This is a genomic window from Micromonospora foliorum, assembly GCF_022229015.1.
In the GTDB taxonomy this organism is placed as follows: domain Bacteria; phylum Actinomycetota; class Actinomycetes; order Mycobacteriales; family Micromonosporaceae; genus Micromonospora; species Micromonospora foliorum.
In genome coordinates, this window is the sequence record NZ_JAKKFF010000562.1 from 1 (window position 1) to 22662 (window position 22662).

The following is a 22662-nucleotide window of genomic DNA, read 5'->3' on the forward strand; positions in this document are numbered from 1 at the left end:
CGCCGCCCGGCACCCCACCCAGCGCGGTGACCCTGCGCGACACCCGGGACAGCATCGCGCTGAACTGGACCTATCCGGCCGGCAGCGAGGGCCCGGTGGTCATCGCGGGCGGCCGCACCGGCCAGGCCCACAACATCTTCGCGACGTTGCCGGCTGGCACCACCAGCTTCGTCATCTACGCGCTCAACCGCACCAACGACTTCTGCTTCACGGTCGCCGTCGCCTGGTCCACCGACACCGTGGCCCGGTCCAAGCAGGTCTGCACCCACCGCCGCTGACCCGCCGCCGCGCCCACCAGCCACGCCGGTCAGCCACGCCGGTCAGCCACGCCGGTCAGCGAGGCACCGCCAGCCACGCACCGCTAGCCAGGACCCGCCAGCCACGCGCCGCCGACCTCACTCAGCGTGGGCTTACCCGTTGACGAACTCGCCGTGCCCCGACGTAACCCGCTGTCACGCCCGACGCACCCAACCCGACATGCGTTCAGCCTTTGCTCTGCTTACCTATAGGCACCACCTCTGATGACCAGCTGAAACGTCGCGGGCCGCCGCTTCGACACGCGCCGGCGAGCATCACGTCGCGTAGCTGTCGCCTCTGCGGGTGCAGAGCAAAGGGTCATCGGTGGGCGGTTGGGGGCAGGTCGCCGTCACGGACCGTCAGCCTGTGGCCGTCCTCGGCGGGCAATGCCGGCAGCGCCGGCAGCAGCAGGCACACCCGTAGCCCTCGCTGCTCCGGCGCACCGGTCAGGGTGATGCTGCCGCCCGCACGCCGCACCAACTCCCGGACGATGGCCAGCCCCAGGCCGGCGCCCCCGTCGTCGCGGGCCCGTCCGTCATCCAGCCGGGTGAACCGGTCGAAGACCCGTTCCCGGTCCGCCGCCGGGATGCCCGGGCCGTCGTCGGTCACCGTCACCAGGTGGTACGCCCCGACGCCGGGCCCGACCGCCGGCCCCACCGTCGCCACCGCCGTCGGCCCCAACGTTGCCCCCGCCGTCGCAACCGCCGTCGGCCCCACCGCCGTTGTCGACGTCGGCCCCACCGCCGTTGTCGACGTCGGCCCCACCGCCGTTGTCGACGTCGGCCCCGCCGTCGTTGTCGGCGTCGGCCCCGCCGTCGTTGTCGGCGTCGCCTCGGCGGCGAGTACGACACTGCCGTGCGCGTGGCGTACCGCGTTGTCGACGAGGTTGGCCAGCACGCGACGCAGCTCCTCGACGGTGCCGATCGTCCAGAGCGGGCCCGCCGGCAACGTCACCCGCACCGGCGGCGACGGGTAGCGGGCGGCGACCTCGGTCAGCAACGCCCCCAGTTCCACCGGGCCGGTCCCCCGGGCCAGCGGCGCCTCGTCCAGTCGGGCCAGCAGCAGGAGATCGTCGACCAGGCGGCTCAGCCGGTCGGTGTCGGCGAGCAGGTTGACGGTCACCGCCGTCCAGTCCGTCCGGTCGGCGAGGCGCTGGGCCACCTCCAACTCCGTCCGGATGTTGGTCAACGGGCTGCGCAGCTCGTGTGCGGCGTCGGAGACGAAGGCCCGCTGCCGGACGCGGGCGGATTCCAGCCGGTCCAGCATTCCGTTGAGGGTGACCGCCAGGCGGTGGATCTCGTCGGCCGACGCCGGCACCGGCAGCCGGCCGGTGCCGGCCCTTCCGGTGATCTCCTCGGCGCCTCGACGTAACGCCTCGACCGGCCGCAGGGTCGCGCCCACCACCCGCCACGCCACCCCGGCCAGCACGGCCACCAGCAGCGGGAACGCCACCAGCAGGATGGTCCGGACCACGTGGGTGCTGTGCCGCACGTCGGCCATCGAGCGGGCGACCAGCACGGTGAGCGGGTCGGCCGCGGTGCCGGCGGGTACGGCGACCACCCGGACCGGGCCGACGAGCCCGACCCGCTCGGCCGGCACCTCCAACCGCTGCCGGCCGTCGCCGTTCAGTCGCTCCGGGCGGACCATCGGCACCAGGCGGTCGGCGTCGATCGAGGCCGCCCGGATCCGCCCCTGCCCGTCGATGACCTGCACGCGGACCTGCCCGCCGGCCACCGGCAGCGGGTCGGGCAGCGCGTCCTCGGCGGCGAGCAGGGCGACCGCGTCGGCGGTGCGGAACGCCTCGGTGTCGACCGTGCGCTGGAGCACGAAGCCGAGCGCGCCGAGCAGCACCACCCCGCCCAGGGCCAGCCCGATGGTGAGACCGACCACGCCGATCGCCATGAGCCGCCCGCGCAGCCCGAGGACCGGCATCCGGCCGGGCCAGGCCCGACGGGTGGGTGCTGGGCCGTCGGCGATCACGTCGCCAGCCGGTAGCCGGCGCCCCGGACCGTCTCCAGTCGGTCCCGGCCGAGCTTGCGGCGCAGGTAGCCGACGTACACCTCGACGGCGTTCGGCGCGGTCTCCAGGCTCGCGTCCCAGACGTGGTCCAACAACTCGATCTTGGAGATGACCTGGCCCGGCCGACGCATCAGGTAGTCCAGCAGCGCGAACTCCCGCGCGGTCAACGCCACCTCGGCGTCCGCCCGGGTCACCCGTCGGCGGGCCGGGTCCAGCCGCAGGTCACCGACCGCCAGCACGGTCGGGCGCTCCGGCGCGCCCCGACGCAGCAATGCCCGCAACCGGGCCAGCAGCACGACGTACGAGAAGGGTTTGGTCAGGTAGTCGTCGGCGCCGCAGTCGAGGCCGTCGGCCTGGTCGTACTCGCCGTCCTTGGCGGAGAGCATCAGCACCGGCAACCAGTGCTGCTCCGCACGCAGCCGCCGGACCAGCTCGTACCCGGAGAGCCCGGGCAGCATCACGTCGAGGATCATGGCGTCGTACCCGCCGTGCCGGGCCGCGTCCAGGCCGGCCGGGCCGGTTGCCGCCACGTCGACCGCGAACCCCTCCGCCTGGAGGCCGCGTTGCAGGGCAGCCGCCAACCGGGTCTCGTCCTCCACCACCAGCACCCGCACAGCTCAAGGGTGCCACCCGGGTCAATCGGCGCGGTTTGGTGTCCTCAGCGCGTTCACAGCACCGAGGGGGCAGGATGGCACGCAGGAGGTGCCACCATGTCCGTTCTGAGAAGCCGTCCCGTCCTTCGTTGGCTGGTCCCGGCCACCGCGGCCGTCGCCGTCATCGGCGGGGGTGCGGCGGTCGGCACGTTCGCCGCCGAGGCCGAGCCGAGCCTGCCGCCCCGAACCGCCGCTCAGCTCCTGGTCGACCTGCAGACGTCCCGGCTGGAGGGGTTGTCCGGGACCGTGGTGCAACGCGCCGATCTCGGTCTGCCGCCCCTCGTCGGGCTGGTACCCGGCAACGAGCTGACCACCCTGCTGACCGGCACCCACACCCTGCGGGTCTGGTATTCGGGCCCGGACCAGCAGCGGGTCGCGCTGGTGGACACCCTGGGCGAGCAGGACATTATCCGCAACGGCCGGGACCTGTGGACGTGGCAGAGCCGCACCAACAACGCCACCCACCGCACGCTGGGCGGCGACGCCGGGGCCTGGAAGCCCGCCCCCGAACCGGCAGCGAGCCTCCCGGCCACCCCGCAGCAGGCCGCCGACCTGGCGTTGGGCGCGATCGACCCGAGCACCGAGGTGAGCGTCGGCCGGTCGGCGACCGTCGCCGGCCAGGACGCGTACGAGTTGGTGCTCCAGCCGCGCGACCGCGACTCGCTGGTGCACCAACTGCGGATCGCCATCGACGCCAAGCAGCACGTGCCGCTGCGCTTCGAGGTGCTCGCGAAGGGCAGCGACCGGCCGGCGTTCGAGGTGGCCTTCACCCAGGTCGACTACCGCCGCCCCGACGCCGACCAGTTCACCTTCAACCCGCCGCCCGGCGTGACGGTCAGCGAGGAGAAGGCCGAGCGGCCGGCGGCCGGTAAGCCCGGCCACGCCGGACCGGCGGGTGACCCGCAGGTACGCGCGGTGGGTTCCGGCTGGACGACGGTGCTGGTCGGCCGCCTGGACGGTGGGCTCGGCGGGAAGCCCGCGAAGCCGGCCGCCCCTGCGGCCGGCGCCGCTGAGGGCATGGACATGTCGAAGCTGCTCGGCGGGCTGTCGGCGGTCAGTGGTGACTGGGGCAGCGGGCGGCTGCTCACCAGCAAGCTGTTCAGCGTGCTGCTCACCGACGACGGCCGGGTGCTCGCCGGAGCGGTGACGCCGGAGCGGCTCTACCAGGCCGCGCGCGGCTGATCTCCGCGGTGTTCGCGCCGGGTCGACCTGACGGTCGGCCCGGCGCTTCGCTGTGGGTCGAAGCCCGGGGTCAGGAGACGCCGAGGGCGCTGAGGTACGCGTCGGCGAGGACCGCGTGGCCAGGTAGGTGCGGGTGAACGCGGTCGTCGGCCCAGCGCGTCGCCGGACTCACCGCCAGCACCCGGTCGAACGCCGCCTGGTTGGCCACGTGCACCGCGTCGAACTCGGCGGCCAGCTTCGCCACGACGGCCGCGTACCGGTCGGTGTCGGCGCGTTGCGGGACGCTCCGGTCGGCCTCGATGAAGAACGGGTCACCGAGGATCAGTCGGCAGCCGGTGGCGGCGACCGCCCGCCGGAGCAGGTCGCGCAGGGTGCGCTCGTACTCCTCGATGCCGACGGCCTCATCCGGTCGGTCGCCGTAGTGCCGCCAGATGTCGTTGATGCCGATCAGCACCGCGAGCCAGTCGGGGCGCTCGGCGATGGCGTCGTCGTCCCAGCGGGCGGCGAGGTCCCGTACCGTGTCGCCGCCCACACCCCGGTTGACCCACTCCAGCTCCAACTCGGGGTGCCGAGCGTCGACCAGGGCGCGCACGAGGCTCACATATCCGTTGCCGTAGGGCGCGGCGACGTCGCGTCGACCACAATCGGTGATGCTGTCCCCGATGAAGACCACCCGTTGGCCGGTCCGCAGGATCATCCGCCGCCACCTCGCGATCACCGGCGCGCCGGCCCGCCCGGCTTGGTGACAACCGGCGGAACGCGCTATCTTCAACAGTTCGAAGGGCACAAAAAAGAACGGCTAAAAGCCGTTCCTGCAAAGGATTCTAATCTTTAGGGAGACGGCTTGTCAAGGCACTCCGGCGGTTCCGGCGAATTGCCGCTCGACGACGAGATCGGTCGCGAGCAGGAGTACGTCTCGATGCTCTACAACCGGCTGGACGAGCTGCGTGAGCAGGCCGCACACCGGCTCACCGCCGAGCTGCACAACACCGGCGGCACCCTGCAGGACCGCTCGCAGCGCGACAGCTCGGTAGCGATGTACGCCGATCAGGTCGAACAGTTCTCCGCCGTGGAGAACGGGCTCTGCTTCGGCCGTCTCGACGGCGACGACGACTCCCGCCGCTACATCGGCCGGATCGGCATCTTCGACACCACCGGTGACTACGACCCGCTGCTGATGGACTGGCGGGCCCCCGCCGCCCGCCCGTTCTACCTCGCCACCGCCGCCAACCCGCAGGGCGTACGCCGGCGCCGGCACCTGCGCACCCGGCAGCGCAAGGTGACCGGGCTCAACGACGAGGTGCTCGACATCGACACCGCCTCCCCCGGCGCCCACGAGGAGCTGACCGGCGAGGCGTCACTGCTCGCCGCGCTCAACGCGGGCCGTACCGGCCGGATGCGCGACATCGTCGAGACCATCCAGGCCGAACAGGACGAGATCATCCGCGCGGAGCTTCCGGGCGTGATGGTGGTCCAGGGCGGCCCGGGCACCGGCAAGACCGCGGTCGCGCTGCACCGGGCGGCGTACCTGCTCTACACGCACCGCCGCGAACTCTCCAGCCGTGGCGTGCTGCTGGTCGGCCCGAACGCGACCTTCCTGCGCTACATCTCCCAGGTGCTGCCGACGCTGGCCGAGACCGGAGTGCTGCTGCGTACCCAGGGTGATCTTTTTCCCGGGGTGAGCGCCCAACGGACCGAGCCGGCCGAGACCGCGGCGCTGAAGGGCCGGGCGGTGTTGGCCGAGGTGTTGGCGCTGGCCGTCCGGGACCGGCAGTGGGTGCCGGACGAGCCGCTGGAGATCGAGGTCGAGCGGGAGACGCTGACCCTCGACCCGGAGGTCGTGCGCGCCGCCCGGGACCGGGTCCGCCGCGTCGACCGACCGCACAACCTGGCCCGGGCGCTGTTCGACGTGGAGATCGTGCACGCGCTCGCCGAGCAGGTGGCCGAACGGATCGGCGCCGACCCGCTCGGCGGGGACAACCTCCTCGACGAGGCGGACCGGGCCGAGATCCGACGGGAGTTGCGCGAGGAGTCGGGGATCCAGGCCGCCCTCGACCAGTTGTGGCCGGTGCTCACCCCGCAGCGGCTGCTCGCCGACCTGTACGCCGACCCGGACCGGATCGCCGCCGCCGCGCCGATGCTCAGCGAGGACGAGCGAGCGTTGCTGCGGCGCGAGCGGGGTGGCTGGACGCCGGCCGACGTACCGCTGCTGGACGAGGCCGCCGAACTGCTCGGCGAGGACGAACGCGCCGCCGCCGCCCGGCGCGACCGGATCCGGATGATGGAACGGGAGTACGCCGAGGGCGTGCTGGAGATCGCCCGGGGTTCCCGCTCGATCGACGTCGAGGACGAGGCCGAGGGCGGTGAGATCCTCGGCGTCACCGACCTGATCGACGCGGACCGGCTGCTGGAGCGGCAGGAGGAGGCCGACCGGCTGACCACCGCCCAGCGGGCCGCCGCCGACCGCACCTGGGCGTTCGGCCACGTCATCGTGGACGAGGCGCAGGAGCTGTCGCCGATGGCCTGGCGGCTGCTGATGCGCCGATGCCCGAGCCGGTCGATGACGATCGTCGGAGATGTGGCGCAGACCGGCGCGCTCAGCGGCACGCCCTCCTGGGCGGACGCCCTCTCCCCGTACGTCGAGCAGCGGTGGCGGCTCACCGAGCTGACAGTCAGCTACCGCACCCCCGCCGAGATCATGGCGGTCGCCGCCGACGTCCTGGCCGAGATCGACCCTGCGCTGCGGCCGCCGCGCTCGGTGCGCGAGAGCGGCGTACCCCCGTGGGACCGGACGGTGCCCGACGGGCGGTTGGCGGCGGAGCTGGTCGCCGAGGCCACCCGGGAGGCGGCCGGGCTCACCGAGGGCCGGCTCGGGGTGCTCGTGCCGGCCGGCCGGGTGGGTGAGTTGGGCGCGGCCGTGACCGCCGCGCTGCCGGAGGCCGCCGTCGGCGAGCATCCGGAGCTGGAGAGCCGGGTGGTGGTGCTGACCGTCGCGCAGGCCAAGGGGTTGGAGTTCGACTCGGTGCTGGTGGTCGACCCGGACCGGATGGTGGCCGAGTCCCCCCGCGGGCGCAGCGATCTGTACGTGGCCCTGACCCGCGCCACCCAACGCCTAGGAGTCCTCCGCCCCGCGAGCTGACCACGAAACCCGCGGCCCCCACCGAGTTGTCGCTCGGCGGGGGCGGCGGGTGGGTTGGTTAGTCGTTGGATTTGTCCCTGATGGACTTCGCTGGGCCGGTGGCGGAGGTGGACTGGTCGCTGGTGCCACCGCCCATCGGGGTGCTGAGGCCGCCGGTGGTGGCATCGCCGGTCGTGGTCGGCGCCACCTTGCCCGGGTGTCGCTCCGGCTGTCGGGCCACCCGGCGTACGCTCGCCGGCCCGGCGGTGCCGCCGGTGGTGGTCACCGCGCCCTGCCCGCCGACGGGGCCGCCGTCGCGCAGCACCTGTGGGTCGATCCTTTCGTGCGCCGGATCGAGCGGGTCATCGCGCTGGATCTGGCTCTGTACATCGGTGCGGGGCACCGTCACCTCGTCGAGGGCGCCCTTGCCGTACACGCCGCCGGCGATCCGATCCTCGGCCTCGCGGGCGGCGTCCTGCCGCATGTCGTCCTCACGCACGTCCATCACCTCGCAGAAACTGTGGAACTGACTGCGTGCCCGGCCACCGGCCGACCAAACCCGGCGTGACCGGGAGGTCGTCCACCGGGGTTCACCGTCGCGCCGCCCACTGGCCGCCTGCCCGCAGCCCGAGATGTCCATGCTGTCCGGCGACCGGTGGGAGATGCCCGCCGGCAGGAGGGGATGACAGCGTGCGCACAGTACGCCGTACCGCCGTCGCGGCCCTGGTGGCCGCGACGGTGACGACCGGGCTCGCGGTGCCCGCCCAGGCGAAGCCGCGACCGGACCGGACATTCGACGTGCAGGCCCACCGTGGTGGCCTCGGGCTGCGGGTGGAGAACACCCTCGCCTCCTTCGGCAACGCCCTCCAGCTCGGGGTGACCACCCTCGAACTGGACGTGCAGATCACCGAGGACGGCCAGGCCGTCGTCACCCACGACCGCAAGGTCACCGGCACCAAGTGCGTCGACACCACCCCGGTGACGCCCGGCGACCCGGAGTTCCCGTACGTCGGGAAGTACATCAACACGCTCAGCCTGGCCCAGGTGCGCACCCTCGACTGCGGATCGAAGACGCTGTCGGACAAGCCCGGCCAGCTCGCCGTCCCGGGTGCCCGGATGCCGTTGCTGCGTGAGGTCTTCGCGCTTGTCAACCGCTACCAGGCGAAGGACGTGACGCTCAACGTCGAGACCAAGGTCGAGGCGGGCGCGCCGACCGAGACCGCCCCCCGCGAGCAGTTCGTCCGGGTCACCGCCGCCGAGATCCGCGCTGCCGGGCTGCTCAAGCAGGTCACCATCCAGAGCTTCGACTGGGGCGCGCTGATGCGCATGCGTCAGGTCGAGCCGAAGCTGCCGCTGGTCGCCCTGACCAACTACGACTTCCTGCAGACCGGGCAGCCGGGTGCCTCGCCGTGGCTGGGCGGGCTGGACGTCGACGACTTCGGTGGCGACCCGATCAAGGCGATCCGCAGCTTCGGCGCCAGCGCCTTCTCGCCGGTGCACGGGTCCCCGCAGAACGGCACGGTCACCGACCCGGGCTACAAGCCGTACGTCACGAAGGAGATGGTCGCCCAGGCGCACCGCTACGGGATCAAGGTGATCCCGTGGACGGTCGACGACGTGCCGACCATGACCAAGCTCATCGACGACGGGGTGGACGGGATCATCACCGACTACCCGGACCGGCTGCGCGGCCTGCTGGCGCAACGCGGTTACCGGTTGCCGAAGGCGTACACCGCGCCGTTCGACATCCAGGCGCACCGTGGCGGCCGCACCACCCGGCCGGAGAACACGCTGCCGGCCTTCTCGAACGCGCTGTCCAACCGGGCCATCTCCACCCTGGAGCTGGACACCAACGTCACCGCCGACGGCAAGCTGGTGGTGCTGCACGATCGCACCGTCAACGGGTCGCACTGCGTCGACACCGCCCCCGTGCGCCCGGGAGACCGGATGTTCCCGTACGTGGGAAAGCCGGTGCACGAGTTGACCCTTGCGCAGCTCAAGACCGTGGACTGCGGCACGAAGACGCTGCCCGAGCTGCCCGCCCAGGTGCCCGCGCCCGGTGCCCGGATCCCGACCCTGGACGAGGTATTCGCCCTGGTGAAGGCGAGTGGCCGCACCGACATCGGAATGAACATCGAGACGAAGATCAGCCCGGTGGTGAACGACACCGAGCCGTACCGCAGCTTCACCCGCAAGCTCGTCGACGCGATCCAGCGGGCCGGCTTCACCAGCCGGGCCACCATCCAGTCGTTCGACTGGCGCACCATCACGTACGCCCGGCAGCTCGACCGGCGAATCGCCACGGTCGGCCTGGTCTGGCAGTACGGCCCGGCCGAGTGCGCGACCCTCGCCGACGAGTGCTCCCTGGAGGCGGTCTACGGCGACCCGTCGGTGAAGAGCCCGTGGACCGGTGGACTGGACTGGTGGAAGTACCAGGACCTCGGCAAGCTGACCCGGGCCGCGGGCGCTGGCACGGTGTCCGCCAACTGGCAGGTGCACGACCCGAAGCAGGGCACTGTCGCCTCGGCTGACTGGTACCTGCGGGAGAACCCGGCGTACTTCCACGGACCGGACGTTCGGACCCTGCAGACGCGGTACGACCTGAAGGTGATCCCGTACACCGTCGATGACGCGACGGTGATGCAGCGGGTGATCGACCTCGGCGTCGACGGCATCATCACCGACGACCCGGACCTTCTGGTGAGCGTGGCGATCCGCAACGGCCTGCGCTGACCCGTCGACCATTCGATCGCCGGCCGGACTTTTCCGGCCGGCGATCGGTGTTACCTGGTCCCCGGCCTCGGGTAGTCGGGGGTTGTCCCCGCCGTGAAAGCGAACCGCGCCGTGGCCGACACGCGGTAGCGGGGCGGGGAAATGCAGGTACGACTCATCGCATCCTGAGGAGGACCAGATGAGCACGCAGGCTGCTTCCACCCGGCCGATGAACCGGCCCGTGAACGACCCGCAGAATCCCGCGTCGATGCGGGACATGCAGACCCAGCAGATTCCGGTCATGCATGACGGGCGCCGCAACGACATGCAGGCACCCGGTACGGAGACCAAGCAGGCGTTCAAGACCACCGAGTTCTGGATCTACCTGATCGCGGTGGCCGCCGTACTGGGCGCGTCGCAGGTCGTTGGTCGGAACACCACTGGGGTGGACATCTTCCGGGCCGACAACGCCTGGTTCCTGGTCACCCTGCTGACGCTTGGCTACCTCGGTAGCCGTGGCCTCGCGAAGGCCGGCAGCAACTGGCGCAGCGCCGAGGAGCGCAAGGCCCGGCACTGACCGGTTCACAGTGCACGGTGGCCTCCGGGAGATCCTCCCGGAGGCCACCGTCATGTCTGGATCGGCTACTCGTCGCCACCGAAGTCGCCGAAGTCGCCCTCGAACGCGTCCTCGATCATCTCGCCGGCGACCATGCCGCCGGCGACGCCGAGCGCCGCCCCGGCCACCATGCCGCCCATGCCGTGCCCACGGCTGTGACCGTGGCTCGCGCCGTACTGGGAACGCAGGCTGCCGTAGCGGGACGTGGTCTCGCGCAGCCAGCCGTCGACGACCTGCGCCCAGTCCACCCGGTCAGCGTCGGTGTGCGCCACCTGGTAACGACCGAACGCGTCGTGCCCGGCGCTGAGGAACCCACCGCGCTTGTCGCACTCCAGGATGACCTCCACACCGCGCTGGCTGGTCACGAAGGTCAGCTCGACCTCCCGGATGGTGCTCGCGTACTGCGGGGAGGCGAAGAACTCGATCTCCTGGTAGAACGGCAGCGTCTGCTGCACGCCTCGGATGTGACCACGCTCCAGGTCGGCGTGCTTGAACCGGAAGCCGAGCCGCTGGAACGCCTCCAGGATCCGCTCGTGCACCGGCAGCGGGTGCACCGCCACCTGGTCCAGGTCGCTCTTGTCGACCGCGCGGGCGATCGCCAACTCGGTGCGCAGACCCATCGTCATGCCGTGCAGGCGCTGGCCGTACACGTCGGTGATCGGGGTCTCCCACGGCACCGGCAACTGGAACGGGACCGAGAGCTGCTGCTTCGGGGCGAGTTGGAGCGGACCGCTGACCACCATGCGGTGGAACTCCATCGTGCCCGCGTACTCGGTGTCGTGTCCTTCGACCTCGACCCGGGTGACCAGGCCGATCACCACCTGCTCGATGGCTGCCTCAGCGTCGCCACCGACGAGGTTGACCTGCCCGTCGAGGGTCAGGCCGGGGCGGGTGTTGGGGTTGGTCAGCACGGTGTCCACGCTGGGACCGCCCACACCGAACGCGCTCAACATCTTCTTGAAGACCATCGGAACTCCTGTGCGACGCCGACCGCTCCAGGCTGGAGTCGGACGTTGACTCGAACCGCACCTTATCCAGCACCCCTGTGAGGTGGCTGTGAAGCGCCCGGACGGCCGGCGTCCTTTGATCGACTCCGGTTCATGAAAGTCGGGGCGTCCCGGCGACCAGGACCCCCCGACTTCCGTGAACCCGAGTCAAACAGCGCCTCCCATCCGCGATCAGCAGCTCGGCCGCCCGATGTCCGCCTCCCGTTCAGCGTTAGCCGAGGGACGGATGTCCGTGGACGAGCCTTTGGAGCTGATGTCGCAAACGAATCAGGCGTTCGACCTTCCGCTGCGCAGCCCACCAGACCGGCGACTGGTCAGATCGTCGACGGCGGCGCGGGCCGCCGAGCGCAGCCGAGGACAATCTTCCCACTGTTGTGTGCCGAAAGACGGCACCAGCAGAGATGATCGACTCGCGTTCATGGAAGTCGGGTGTCCTGGTCGTGGTGACGCCCCGACTTTCAGTAACCCGAGTCGATCACGCGTCAGGGCGCGAATCGCCGTCCTTCACCCCGTTGACGAAGGCCATCCAGCCCTCTACCGGGTAAACGAGGGCCGCCGCCGCGCGATCCTTGCTGTCGCGCACGTTCGCCACCGTCGGCTTCGGACGACGGGACCTCAATCCCGGCGAGGTGCGGCGGCTTCTGCACCGCGTCGCGCTCGACCTGACCGCGCTGCACCACGACCTGGCGCAGCTCAGTGAGGAGAACGCCCGGATGAAGCGGGCGCTGCGCGTCCGGCAGAGCGCCTGGTCCGAGAGGCGTCGGCCGTGATCCCGCCGGACGAGCCGCCCGGCGGGATCCTCATACCGCTGCCTCGGGCCGCCGTGTTGGCGTTCACCGAGTCAACCGAACCGCCGCCCCGACACGTGATCCACCTGCCGGTGGCCGACCTGGCCGGGTCGCCGCATATGGCCCGTACTCTCGCCCGGTTGCTGGCTCCGACACCACAGGTCGACGTCGCTGGCATCACCGTCTGAGTACCAGGGTGTCAGCGTCCGGAGGACGCGCAGAGTCTGACCGCGTCAGCCGTTGAAATCAGTCATCAGCCAGATCCGGTCGAAGGCGCGCTCCGCCAGATCCGCATGCTTGATCATGAAGTTGACCACAATCAGCGTCTCGCCGAACGCGTCACCCACCTGCCCCTCGTCCAGCCAGACGGTGGCTAGCACGGTGTGCTCGTTTGCGTTGAGGATGGGGTAGTCCGCGCCGCCGGTGCTCCGGTCGCCGTAACCGCCGAGAGAAAACTCGTAGTTGTTGTCCTCGAGGTCCCACATCACCTCAGTGATCACGTCCTCGAGCTCGTCGTCCATGCGAAGGTCGAACGGCACCTCGTGCTCGAGCTGCGGAAGGCTCCAGCCGGCACGAGCGTGCAGCAGAATCGGACCGAAGACTGGCACCCCGGGGTTCGGGTACTCGGTTACCGGAGTGCCGGCCGGCACATGAATGACCCGGCAGTCGTTGGGCGTGAAGTCCGGCTCGACGAAGAACAGCAGCGACCCGTCGGCCGGCAGGTCAAGGTCGTGCCCGTGCGAGGGGATCGCGGCGAGGTCGAGCGTCAATACGAGACACTGCCCGGGAGGCCACTCCTCGCCCTCCGGCAACGCCGCGAGACCGCCGAACCGACCGGCCACAGGCAGGCCGTCGCCCTCCGGAACCAGCTCCGTCTGTGGTCGGGCTAGCCGCACCCAGCGCTCGATCTCTTCCACCGGCACGCCCTTTTCCCGGGCTGCGCGCCGAAACTCCTGTCGTACATCCATGGCCGGGCATGATGCCTGAAGGCTGAGGTGGGGGTCGAAAGGCAGGTGGCTGGCCGCTGTCAGGTGGGCGTGGCGCTCGAATCGGCCGGCGCGCTCGGCGCCGGCCTCGGTGCCTTGACCGTCGCGGTGATCAACCAGGCGAGCGCGGCCAGCAGCGCCACGAGGCCGGCGGGGACCAGCCCTCACGGCAGGGCACTCGGCGACAACGTCCATGCCTGCCGGGTGTCGGCGAGTACGCGTGGCTGTCGAGCCGAGGCCGGGACCGCCACCTCCCACTCGTACGCGCTCATGGTCAGTCGGGTTCCACGATCACCAGCTCGCCTACCTGTTCGCCGATCGTGGTGCGCGCCTCGGTCGGCAGCCCGCGGTCGGTGATCAGCACGTCGGCGGCCTCCAGCGGGGCGATGGTGGCGATGCCGATCGTCTCCCACTTGGTGTGGTCGGCGAGCACCACGAGCCGGCGGGCCGCGCCGATGAGGCAGCGGTTGACGCCGGCCTCCAGCAGGTTGGGCGTGGTGAACCCGGTGCGTGGGCTGAGGCCGTGCACACCGAGGAAGAGCAGGTCGACGTTGAGCGCGCTGATCGCCGCCTCGGCCACCGGCCCGGTCAACGCGTCCGACGGGGTGCGGATGCCGCCGGTCAACACGACGGTCTGGTCGGCGCGCGGGTTCTGGTAGAGCGCGTCGGCCACCGGGATCGAGTTGGTCACCACGGTCAGCCCGCGTACGTCGGAGAGGAGCGTGGCCAGCGCGGCGGTGGTGGTGCCGGCGGAGAGCGCGATGGCCATCCCCGGCTCCACCATCGTCGCCGCCCGCTCGGCGATGGCTCGCTTCTCCGCCTGCTGGCGGATCGACTTGGCGGCGAAGCCGGGTTCCTCGGCCGAGCCCGGCCCGGCGAGGGTCGCGCCGCCGTGCACCTTGTCGACCAGGCCGCGCTCGGCCAACACCTCCAGGTCACGCCGGATCGTCATGTCGGACACGCCGAACCGACTGACCAGGTGACTCACCCGCACCCCGCCGCGTTGGCGGATCAGATCGAGGATGGCGGTCTGCCGCTGCTGGGCGAGCATGTGGGGAAACTCCTTCGTGCCGTGACTGTCGTCAGAATCAGGTCCGATCCTCACGGACCACCGCCACCTCACCGGCCGGCAGTGCCAGCTCACCGGCACAGCGCCCGCCGGTCAACAACTCGACGCCGTGCGCCGGCAGGCGTACCTCGGTGTCGGTGTGGTTGATCGCGAACAGCCAGGTCCGGTCGCCGTCGCGGCGGCGGACCACCTCCACCCCCGGCGGCGCCGACGCCGCCGGGCGGACGCCGGCCTCGGCGAGCAGGCGGGCCACCAGTCGGTCGATGGCCGGCTCGTCCAGCCGGGTGCCGACATACCAGGCGGCGCCGTCGCCCACCTGGTTGCGGGTCAGCGCCGGCACGCCCGGCAGGGGCCCATCGGTGTACGACGCGAGCACCTCGGCGCCGTCGGGGTGCAGCCACTCGGTCCACACGTCGGCGGTGCCGCCGTCGTCGAGGTGGACCTGCTCGCCCTCGCGCAGCGGGAAGAACTCCTCGGTCCGGACGCCGAGCAACTCCCGGAACGCGCCCGGGTAGCCGCCCAGCCGGATGTGGTCGTTGGCGTCCACGATGCCACTGAAGTAGGTGACGGCCACTGTGCCGCCGGCCTCGACGTATCGGTGCAGCGCGTCGACGTCGGCGTCCCGGACCAGATACAGGGTCGGCACCAGGACCAGCCGGTAGCCGCTGAGGTCGGTCGACGGGTGGACGATGTCGGCGGTCACGCCGGCCCGCCAGAGCGAGCCGTACAGGGCCTTGAGCCGGTCGGCGTAGGTGACGTCGACGCTGGGGTGCGAATCCAACTCGACGCCCCACCACGCCTCCCAGTCGAACAGGATCGCCACGTCGGCGTCCACGCGGCTGCCGCGGACCTCGGCCAGCGCCTTGAGGTCCGCGCCGAGCTGGCAGACCTCGCGGAACACCTTGGTGTCCGGCCCGGCGTGCGGCACCAGCGCGGAGTGGAACTTCTCCGCGCCGGCCCGGGAGGCGCGCCACTGGAAGAAGAGGACCCCGTCGGCGCCGCGGGCGACGTGCGCGAGGCTGTTGCGGCGTAGCTGCCCGGGCAGCTTGGCCACGTTGCGCGGCTGCCAGTTGACGGCGCTTGTGGAGTGCTCCATGAGCAACCACGGGTCACCGCCGGCGACGCCCCGGGTGTGGTCGGCGGCGAGCGCCAGCCCGAGGTGTGCCTGCGGGTCGGCGGCGGTCAGGTAGTGGTCGTTGGACACCAGGTCCACGTCGGACGCCCAGGACTGGTAGTCCATGTGCTTGACGCCCATGCCGATCATGAAGTTGGTGGTGATCGGCTGACGGACCAGTGTCCTCAACACCTCGCGTTCGGCGCGCAGTTGGGCGCGCAGCTCGTCGGAGGAGAAGCGCAGGAAGTCCAACTGCTGCGTGGGGTTGGCGAAGGCCGTCACCGTGCGCGGCGGGTTGATCTCGGCCCAGTCGCCGTAGCGCTGACTCCAGAACGCGGTACCCCAGGCGTCGTTGAGCCCGGACAGGTCGCCGTAGCGCTCCCGCAGCCAACGGCGGAACGCCTCGGCGCTGACGTCGCAGTAGCAGTGCACGTTGTGGCAACCCAGCTCGTTGGAGACGTGCCACATGACCACGGCGGGATGCTCGGCGTACCGGCCGGCGACCGCGCGCACCAGCTCCAGCGACCGCTCCCGGAACACCGGTGAGCTGGGGCAGTACGCCTGCCGTCCACCCGGCCAGAGGATCGCGCCGTCGGCCCGGCGGGGCAGTGTCTCCGGGTGCGCGCGGGCCAACCACGGCGGTGGGCTGGCTGTTGCGGTCGCCAGGTCGACCTGGATGCCGCCGTCGTGCAGCAGGTCCAGCACCCGGTCCAGCCAGTCGAACTCGAACCGCCCCGGGGTGGGCTCCAGCAGCGCCCAGGAGAAGATGCCGACGGACACCAGGTTGACCCCGGCCCGGCGCATCAGGTCGACGTCCTCGGACCAGGTTTCCTCGGGCCACTGCTCGGGGTTGTAGTCGCCGCCGAAATAGATGCTGTCACCCTGCCATCGCCGCATGACAGCTGAGGGTGCACCCGCTGGTGCACTGAAGTCAACAGGTTCCAACATCGAGCTTCTGTCCAACGTTTACTAGGTAACGGCCGTGTCACGACTGGGTTATCAGAGGCGAACTGCCCTCTTGACAGCGCCCGACCGAAGGGTAGCTTGAGGCCCCAATGGCCGTTCGTGTTCGCCAATGTGGATTCTCGGTGGATCTCAATGTGTGATCACGGCGCCGGACCTGCCTTCACCACCCCTGACGGCCCTTGGGCGTAGCTCCTCTTCATCCGCAGGAGGCACAGATGTCCCGTCCCCAATCCCAAGCCGAGTACCTGGCTCGGCTCGTACCGCCCTCAGTCGCCGGCATCAACCGACGATCGTTGCTGGCCGGCACGGGCGCGCTGCTCGGCACCGGACTGCTCGCCGCCTGCGGTGACGACTCCGGCTCCGGGGGGTCCAGCAAGGACGTGTCGCTCGGCTCGAACCAGTCCGACCCGAAGCCGAAGGACGTCCTCGTCAAGGTCACCGACGGCTTCAAGACCTCGTCCGGGGTGCAGGTCGCCGTCAATACGGTCGACCACAACACGTTCCAGGAGAACATCAACAACTACCTACAGGGCAAGCCGGACGACGTGTTCACCTGGTTCGCCGGCTACCGGATGCGCTTCTTCGCGCAAAAGGGCCTGGCCAGTGACATCAGCGACGTGTGGGGCAAGCTCTCCGGCTACTCCGACGCCTTCAAGAAGGCATCCACCGGCGACGACGGCAAACAGTACTTCGTACCGGCCTCCTACTACCCGTGGGCGATGTTCTACCGCAAGTCCGTGTGGCAGCAGCACGGCTACCAGGTGCCCACCACCCTGGACCAGCTCACGGCGCTCGGCGCACAGATGAAGAGGGACGGCCTCACCCCCATCGCCTTCGCCGACAAGGACGGCTGGCCGGCGATGGGCACCTTCGACATCCTCAACCTGCGCATCAACGGCTACCAGTTCCACGTCGACCTGATGGCCGGCAAGGAGGCCTGGACCTCCGACAAGGTCAAGAAGGTCTTCGACACCTGGGCCGGCCTGCTCCCCCTGCACCAGCCGGACAGCCTCGGCCGCACCTGGCAGGAGGCCGCGCAGTCGTTGCAGCAGAAGAAGAGCGGCATGTACATGCTCGGCCTCTTCGTCGGTCAGCAGTTCAGCAACGAGGAGCAGAGCGACCTCGACTTCTTCACCTTCCCCGAGATCGACCCGGCCATCGGCGCCAAGGCGCTTGACGCCCCGATCGACGGCTACATGATGGCGCGCAAGCCCAAGAACGAGGACAACGCGCGCAAGCTGCTGGAGTACTTCGGTGGCAAGGAAGCCGGCGACATCACGGTCAAGAACGACCCGGCCACCCTGGTCGCCAACACCAGCGCGGACGTCAGCGGCTACACCGCCCTGCAGAAGAAGGCCGCCGAACTGGTCGGGTCGGCCACCGAGATCGCCCAGTTCCTCGACCGGGACACCCGGCCGGACTTCGCCTCCACGGTGATGATCCCGGCGATCCAGCAGTTCATCAAGAACCCCAAGGACATCGACGGTCTCACCTCGTCCATCGAGAACCAGAAAAAGTCGATCTTCACTGACTGACGGCGGAAGGGGGAGGACATCGTGTCCGACCTGCCCCTGATCCAAGCGGATCGCGCCGTGCCGCCGCCGGCCGCGACCACCTCCACGGGTGGTCGTCGCCGGCGGCTACGGCTCCTGTCCCGCACCGACCGCGTGGTCATCACGCTGATGGTGCTCGTCCCGCTGCTGCTCGTCACCGGATTCGTCTGGTTGCCGGCGGCGGCCACCGTGCTGCTCTCCGGCACCAACTGGGACGGCATCGGCCCCCTCAACGAGATCGAGTTCGTCGGCGCGCGCAACTACAGCGACGTGGTGAACATCTACCCGCCGTTCGTGCCGGCGGTCCAACACAACCTGCTCTGGCTGGCGGCGCTGTTCGTGGTCGCCACCCCGTTCGGCATGTTCCTGGCCGTGCTGCTGGACAAGGAGCTGCGCGGCAGCCGCTTCTACCAGACCGCGCTCTACCTGCCGGTGGTGCTCTCGCTGGCGCTCATCGGCTTCGTCTGGCAGCTGCTCTACTCCCGCGACCAGGGGCTGATCAACGCCGTCTTCGGCAGCAACATCGACTGGTACGGAGACTCGAACGTCAACATCTGGGCGGTGATGATCGCCTCCGGGTGGCGGCACGTCGGCTACATCATGCTGCTCTACCTGGCCGGGCTGAAGGGCGTCGATCCATCGCTGCGTGAGGCGGCGGCGGTCGACGGCGCCTCGGAGAGCCGGGCGTTCTTCCGGGTCGTGTTCCCGGTCATGCGGCCGATCAACATCATCGTGCTGGTGGTGACCGTGATCGAGTCGCTGCGCGCGTTCGACCTCGTCTGGGTGGTCAACAAGGGCCGCAACGGGCTGGAGCTGATCTCCGCGCTGGTCACCCAGAACGTGGTGGGCGAGGCGAGCCGGATCGGGTTCGGCTCGGCACTGGCAACGATCATGCTGGTCGTCTCACTGGTCTTCATCACCATCTACCTGGCGACCGTGATGAGGGAGAACCGGGAATGAGCACCGCGACAATCACCCGGCGTACCGAGGGCGGGCCCGACGCGCCACCGCGCCGCCGCAAACTGACCCCGCTACGGATACTGCTGCACGGCTTCCTCGTCGTCGTCTCGCTGGCCTGGCTCTTCCCGATCGCCTGGGCGGTGCTGACCTCGCTGCGCTCGTACGACTACACCGCCGCGAACGGCTACGTGTCGTTCGGCGGCTGGACCTTCGACAACTACGTCACCGCCTGGCGGACGGCGGAGTTCGGGCAGCACTTCCTCAACTCGGTGTACATCACCGTGCCGGCGGTGCTGCTGACCCTCTTCCTCGCCTCCTGCGTGGCGTTCGTCATCGCCCGGTTCAGTTGGAAGCTCAACCTCGTCCTGCTGGGGATCTTCACCGCGGCCAACCTGCTGCCCCAGCAGGCGCTGCTCATCCCGCTGTTCCGGCTGTTCACCGAGGTGCCGCTGCCGGAGTTCATGAGCGACTCGGAGCTGCTCTACGACAGCTACTGGGGCCTGATCCTGATCAACGTGGCCTTCCAGTGCGGTTTCTGCGTGTTCGTGCTCAGCAACTACATGAAGGCGTTGCCCCGTGACCTGTACGAGGCGGCGATGGTCGACGGGGCGAGCATCTGGCGGCAGTACTGGCAGGTCACCATGCCGCTGTGCCGGCCGGCCCTGGCCGCGCTGGCGACGCTGGAGGTGACCTGGATCTACAACGAGTTCTTCTGGGCCACCGTCCTCATGCGCACCGGCGACAAGTTCCCGGTGACCAGCTCGCTCAACAACCTGCGCGGTGAGTTCTTCACCGACAACAACCTGGTCTCGGCGGGCAGTGTGCTCGTCGCGATCCCCACCCTGGTGATCTTCTTTATGCTCCAGCGGCACTTCGTTCGGGGCCTGACCTTGGGAGCCTCAAAGGGATGACGATCCTGCACCTGCGCCGCGCGCGGACCAGCCTGGTGCTCGACGCGCGCGGCCCGGGGCTGCCCCGGGTCGTGCACTGGGGCGGCGACGTCGGCGACCTCGACGACGACGCCCTGCGCCACCTCGTCGACGCGACCGTACCGCCGGTGGTGCCGAGCAGCTTCGACCAGCCGACCGTGCTGTCCCTGCTGCCGGAGGCGAGCGCCGGCTGGAGCGGACGGCCCGGCCTGGCCGGGCACCGCGACGGGGTCGGCTGGGCAACCGCGTTCCGGCTGGACGGGTTGGACGTGCGCGACAACGACCCCGACCCGGGCCACCTGGCTGCGGGTGGGGAGGTGGTGGGCGTACTCCCCTCCGACGGTGGGCACGGCGGGCCCGGCGCGGCGCTGCTGACCGTGCGAGCGTCGGACCCGGCCGCCGGGCTGACCCTGACCATCGAGATCACGCTCGACCCGTACGGCCTGTTGACCGTTCGGCACCGGCTGCGCAACGACGGCGACAGCGCGTACGAGCTGCGGGAGCTGACGCCGGCGCTGCCGGTGCCGGCGGTCGCCACCGAACTGCTCGACCTGACCGGCCGCTGGTGTCGGGAACGGTCCCCGCAGCGGCACCCGTGGCAGCACGGCGCCTGGGTCCGCGAGGGCCGACACGGCCGTACCGGGCACGACGCCACGCTGCTGCTGGTGGCCGGCACCGCCGGGTTCGGCTTCGGTCACGGCGAGGTCTGGGCGGTGCACACCGCGTGGAGCGGCGACCACGTCACGTTCGCCGAGCGTCGGCCCACCGGCGAGTCGACCCTCGGTGGCGGCGAACTGCTGGCCCCCGGGGAGGTCCGGCTCGGCCCCGGCGAGTCGTACGAGACTCCCCTGCTCTACGCCGTCTGGTCCGACGCCGGTCTGGACGGGCTCAGCGACGTGCTGCACACCCACCTCCGCGCCCGTCCCGGGCACCCGCGTTCCCCCCGCCCGGTGACCCTCAACGTCTGGGAGGCGGTCTACTTCGACCACGACCTGGACCGCCTGGGGGCGCTCGCCGACCGGGCCGCGCAGATCGGCGTGGAGCGGTTCGTGCTCGACGACGGCTGGTTCCGCGGCCGGCGCGACGACACCGCCGGGCTCGGCGACTGGTACGTCGACGAGGGCGTCTGGCCGGACGGCCTGCAGCCGCTGATCGACCATGTGACCGGCCAGGGCCTCCAGTTCGGCCTCTGGGTCGAGCCGGAGATGGTCAACCCCGACTCGGACCTGTTCCGCGCGCACCCCGACTGGGTGCTCGCCGTGCCGGGGCGGCTGCCGCCGGCCTGGCGTCACCAGCAGGTGCTCGACCTGGGCCGCCCCGAGGCGTACGACTACGTGCTGGAACGCCTCGACACACTGCTCACCGACCACCCCGGCATCCGGTACCTCAAGTGGGACCAGAACCGGGACCTCACCGAGGCCGGGCACCACGGCCGCCCCGGGGTGCACGGGCAGACCCTGGCCGTCTACCGCCTCTTCGACGAGTTGCGCGGTCGGCACCCGGGCGTGGAGATCGAGAGCTGCTCGTCCGGCGGGGCCCGGGTGGACCTGGCCATCCTGGCGCGCACCGACCGGGTCTGGGCCAGCGACTGCAACGACGCCCTGGAGCGGCTCAGCATCCAGCGCTGGACCGGGCTGCTGCTGCCACCGGAGCTGATCGGCACCCACATCGGCCCGGAACGCTCGCACACCACCAACCGCGTACACGACCTGGGTTTCCGGGCGGCGACCGCGCTCTTCGGCCACCACGGCATCGAGTGGGACATCGCGTCGATCAGCGCTGCCGAGCAGACCGAACTGGCCGCCTGGGTGGCACTGCACAAGCGGCTGCGCCCGCTGCTGCACGCTGGCCGGGTGGTCCGGGTCGACCACCCGGACCCGGCCGTCTGGGCGCACGGCGTGGTCGATCACGACAACACCCGAGCGGTGTACGCGGTCGCCCGGCTGGCCACCTCGGTCACGCAGGTCCCCGGCGCGGTGCGGCTGCCCGGCCTCGACCCGGGCCGGCGGTACCGGGTGCGACAGGTGTCGGGCGTACCGGCCCCGGCGACCATCGACCTGTCCGCGCCCACCTGGCTGGCCGCTGGCCTCACCCTCAGCGGGGCCGCGCTGGCCCGGGTGGGTGTGCAGTTGCCCGCTCTGCACCCGGAGCAGACTCTGGTGCTGGAGGTCGACGCCGTCGACTGACAAGATTCTCAAGAATCTTCGGCCGGGGTGTCGAGAACGGCGGGGCCTGCTTCTACCTCAGGGTGAGAGCACCGACGAGGGTGCGCAGGTGTGAGGAGCCAACTATGAAGTACATGCTGTTGATGCAGTTCAGCGCCGCCGGGACCGACTTCCCGAGCATCGACACCTGGACCCAGGACGAGGTCCGGGCGCACATCGCCTTCATGGGCGAGGTCAACGCCAAGCTCACCGCCGCCGGCGAGTGGGTCGACGCGCAGGGTCTCGGTGGCCCGCAGCAGGCCCGGATCGTCCGGGCTGGTGAGGGCGGGACGCCGGTGGTCACCGAGGGGCCGTTCGCCGAGACGAAGGAGTTCCTGGCCGGCTTCTGGATCGTCGACTGCGAGAGCCCGCAGCGGGCCGTGGAGCTGGCCGCGTACATCTCCACGGCGCCCGGCCCCGGTGGCCGGCCCTTGAACATGCCGATCGAGGTGCACCCGGTGATGTCCGCCCCGTCCCAGGAGCTGTGAG

20 protein-coding genes and 1 pseudogene are annotated in these 22662 nt (G+C 70.6%); 12 read left to right on the plus strand and 9 right to left on the minus strand.

The window, feature by feature from the left end:
• A pseudogene (locus PSH25_RS30935) lies at nucleotides 1-278 on the plus strand (tetratricopeptide repeat protein); the annotation flags it as partial.
• Between the two features lie 337 nt (nucleotides 279-615).
• On the opposite strand, the gene PSH25_RS30940 reads toward PSH25_RS30935, so the two are convergent.
• Together PSH25_RS30940 and PSH25_RS30945 are read right to left on the minus strand one after the other, a co-directional pair.
• Complete coding sequence (locus PSH25_RS30940) at nucleotides 616-2229, minus strand: ATP-binding protein (protein WP_308193765.1); 1614 nt, start codon at nucleotides 2227-2229, stop codon at nucleotides 616-618.
• A gap of 44 nt (nucleotides 2230-2273) precedes the next feature.
• Entirely contained in the window at nucleotides 2274-2930 is a 657-nt protein-coding gene (locus PSH25_RS30945) for a response regulator transcription factor (protein ID WP_238662419.1), read from the minus strand.
• 96 nt (nucleotides 2931-3026) lie between these two features.
• On the opposite strand from PSH25_RS30945, the gene PSH25_RS30950 reads away from it, so the two are divergent.
• Nucleotides 3027-4151: a LolA family protein gene (locus PSH25_RS30950; protein WP_238662420.1), complete on the plus strand. Its 1125-nt coding sequence runs from the start codon at nucleotides 3027-3029 to the stop codon at nucleotides 4149-4151.
• Nucleotides 4152-4221: 70 nt separating this feature from the next.
• Here PSH25_RS30950 and PSH25_RS30955 read toward each other — a convergent pair whose 3' ends face one another.
• Nucleotides 4222-4848 carry an SGNH/GDSL hydrolase family protein gene (locus tag PSH25_RS30955; RefSeq protein WP_238662421.1) on the minus strand — a complete coding sequence of 209 codons (627 nt, stop codon included), beginning with the start codon at nucleotides 4846-4848 and terminating at the stop codon, nucleotides 4222-4224.
• 147 nt (nucleotides 4849-4995) lie between these two features.
• Between PSH25_RS30955 and PSH25_RS30960 the strand changes: the two genes are divergently transcribed.
• Nucleotides 4996-7290, plus strand: coding sequence for a HelD family protein (locus PSH25_RS30960; protein WP_238662422.1), 2295 nt, complete (start codon nucleotides 4996-4998; stop codon nucleotides 7288-7290).
• A gap of 58 nt (nucleotides 7291-7348) precedes the next feature.
• Here PSH25_RS30960 and PSH25_RS30965 read toward each other — a convergent pair whose 3' ends face one another.
• Nucleotides 7349-7768 (minus strand): hypothetical protein, encoded by a 420-nt coding sequence (locus tag PSH25_RS30965; RefSeq protein ID WP_238662423.1) that lies wholly within the window; start codon nucleotides 7766-7768, stop codon nucleotides 7349-7351.
• Nucleotides 7769-7959: 191 nt separating this feature from the next.
• On the opposite strand from PSH25_RS30965, the gene PSH25_RS30970 reads away from it, so the two are divergent.
• Both PSH25_RS30970 and PSH25_RS30975 read left to right on the plus strand, forming a co-directional pair.
• Nucleotides 7960-10002: a glycerophosphodiester phosphodiesterase family protein gene (locus PSH25_RS30970; RefSeq protein WP_238662424.1), complete on the plus strand. Its 2043-nt coding sequence runs from the start codon at nucleotides 7960-7962 to the stop codon at nucleotides 10000-10002.
• Between the two features lie 178 nt (nucleotides 10003-10180).
• Entirely contained in the window at nucleotides 10181-10558 is a 378-nt protein-coding gene (locus PSH25_RS30975; RefSeq protein WP_238662425.1) for a hypothetical protein, read from the plus strand.
• Between the two features lie 65 nt (nucleotides 10559-10623).
• On the opposite strand, the gene PSH25_RS30980 is transcribed toward PSH25_RS30975, so the two are convergent.
• Both PSH25_RS30980 and PSH25_RS30985 read right to left on the minus strand, forming a co-directional pair.
• The gene (locus PSH25_RS30980) at nucleotides 10624-11565 is read right to left on the minus strand and encodes a sporulation protein (RefSeq protein WP_238662426.1); all 942 of its coding nucleotides are present in this window, start codon (nucleotides 11563-11565) and stop codon (nucleotides 10624-10626) included.
• A 514-nt stretch (nucleotides 11566-12079) separates the two neighbouring features.
• Complete coding sequence (locus PSH25_RS30985; protein WP_238662427.1) at nucleotides 12080-12187, minus strand: DUF397 domain-containing protein; 108 nt, start codon at nucleotides 12185-12187, stop codon at nucleotides 12080-12082.
• A gap of 46 nt (nucleotides 12188-12233) precedes the next feature.
• Here PSH25_RS30985 and PSH25_RS30990 point away from each other — a divergent pair, with 46 nt between their 5' ends.
• Nucleotides 12234-12374, plus strand: a complete 141-nt coding sequence (locus tag PSH25_RS30990; protein WP_238662428.1) for a hypothetical protein — start codon at nucleotides 12234-12236, stop codon at nucleotides 12372-12374.
• Nucleotides 12371-12580: a hypothetical protein gene (locus PSH25_RS30995; protein WP_238662429.1), complete on the plus strand. Its 210-nt coding sequence runs from the start codon at nucleotides 12371-12373 to the stop codon at nucleotides 12578-12580. The genes PSH25_RS30990 and PSH25_RS30995 overlap by 4 nt, the downstream gene beginning before the upstream one ends.
• Before the next feature lie 45 nt (nucleotides 12581-12625).
• Here the strand turns inward: PSH25_RS30995 and PSH25_RS31000 are convergent, their stop codons facing one another.
• The 3 genes from PSH25_RS31000 to PSH25_RS31010 form a co-directional block, all read right to left on the minus strand.
• Nucleotides 12626-13360: a DUF1963 domain-containing protein gene (locus tag PSH25_RS31000; RefSeq protein WP_238662430.1), complete on the minus strand. Its 735-nt coding sequence runs from the start codon at nucleotides 13358-13360 to the stop codon at nucleotides 12626-12628.
• Nucleotides 13361-13652: 292 nt separating this feature from the next.
• Complete coding sequence (locus PSH25_RS31005; protein WP_112675483.1) at nucleotides 13653-14429, minus strand: DeoR/GlpR family DNA-binding transcription regulator; 777 nt, start codon at nucleotides 14427-14429, stop codon at nucleotides 13653-13655.
• A 37-nt stretch (nucleotides 14430-14466) separates the two neighbouring features.
• Nucleotides 14467-16458: a beta-galactosidase gene (locus tag PSH25_RS31010; protein WP_238662431.1), complete on the minus strand. Its 1992-nt coding sequence runs from the start codon at nucleotides 16456-16458 to the stop codon at nucleotides 14467-14469.
• 284 nt (nucleotides 16459-16742) lie between these two features.
• On the opposite strand from PSH25_RS31010, the gene PSH25_RS31015 reads away from it, so the two are divergent.
• The 5 genes from PSH25_RS31015 (at nucleotide 16743) to PSH25_RS31035 (ending at nucleotide 22661) form a co-directional block, all read left to right on the plus strand.
• Nucleotides 16743-18062 (plus strand): ABC transporter substrate-binding protein, encoded by a 1320-nt coding sequence (locus PSH25_RS31015; protein WP_238662432.1) that lies wholly within the window; start codon nucleotides 16743-16745, stop codon nucleotides 18060-18062.
• A gap of 21 nt (nucleotides 18063-18083) precedes the next feature.
• Entirely contained in the window at nucleotides 18084-19040 is a 957-nt protein-coding gene (locus PSH25_RS31020) for a carbohydrate ABC transporter permease (RefSeq protein WP_238662433.1), read from the plus strand.
• On the plus strand, nucleotides 19037-19951 hold the full coding sequence (locus PSH25_RS31025; protein WP_238662434.1) for a carbohydrate ABC transporter permease: 915 nt from the start codon (nucleotides 19037-19039) through the stop codon (nucleotides 19949-19951). Before PSH25_RS31020 ends, PSH25_RS31025 begins: the two co-directional genes overlap by 4 nt.
• Complete coding sequence (locus PSH25_RS31030; protein WP_238662435.1) at nucleotides 19948-22155, plus strand: alpha-galactosidase; 2208 nt, start codon at nucleotides 19948-19950, stop codon at nucleotides 22153-22155. Before PSH25_RS31025 ends, PSH25_RS31030 begins: the two co-directional genes overlap by 4 nt.
• Nucleotides 22156-22259: 104 nt before the next feature.
• Complete coding sequence (locus tag PSH25_RS31035) at nucleotides 22260-22661, plus strand: YciI family protein (protein WP_238662436.1); 402 nt, start codon at nucleotides 22260-22262, stop codon at nucleotides 22659-22661.
• Nucleotide 22662 lies beyond the last annotated feature (1 nt).

Bases quoted from the DNA above. Each gene is read 5' to 3' on its own strand.
- PSH25_RS30940 (WP_308193765.1), bottom strand. From the start codon at position 2,229: ATGCCGGTCCTCGGGCTGCGCGGGCGGCTCATGGCGATCGGCGTGGTC.
- PSH25_RS30950 (WP_238662420.1), top strand. From the start codon at position 3,027: ATGTCCGTTCTGAGAAGCCGTCCCGTCCTTCGTTGGCTGGTCCCGGCC.
- PSH25_RS30955 (WP_238662421.1), bottom strand. From the start codon at position 4,848: ATGATCCTGCGGACCGGCCAACGGGTGGTCTTCATCGGGGACAGCATC.
- PSH25_RS30975 (WP_238662425.1), top strand. From the start codon at position 10,181: ATGAGCACGCAGGCTGCTTCCACCCGGCCGATGAACCGGCCCGTGAAC.
- PSH25_RS30980 (WP_238662426.1), bottom strand. From the start codon at position 11,565: ATGGTCTTCAAGAAGATGTTGAGCGCGTTCGGTGTGGGCGGTCCCAGC.
- PSH25_RS31000 (WP_238662430.1), bottom strand. From the start codon at position 13,360: ATGGATGTACGACAGGAGTTTCGGCGCGCAGCCCGGGAAAAGGGCGTG.
- PSH25_RS31005 (WP_112675483.1), bottom strand. From the start codon at position 14,429: ATGCTCGCCCAGCAGCGGCAGACCGCCATCCTCGATCTGATCCGCCAA.
- PSH25_RS31010 (WP_238662431.1), bottom strand. From the start codon at position 16,458: ATGCGGCGATGGCAGGGTGACAGCATCTATTTCGGCGGCGACTACAAC.
- PSH25_RS31015 (WP_238662432.1), top strand. From the start codon at position 16,743: ATGTCCCGTCCCCAATCCCAAGCCGAGTACCTGGCTCGGCTCGTACCG.
- PSH25_RS31025 (WP_238662434.1), top strand. From the start codon at position 19,037: ATGAGCACCGCGACAATCACCCGGCGTACCGAGGGCGGGCCCGACGCG.
- PSH25_RS31030 (WP_238662435.1), top strand. From the start codon at position 19,948: ATGACGATCCTGCACCTGCGCCGCGCGCGGACCAGCCTGGTGCTCGAC.
- PSH25_RS31035 (WP_238662436.1), top strand. From the start codon at position 22,260: ATGAAGTACATGCTGTTGATGCAGTTCAGCGCCGCCGGGACCGACTTC.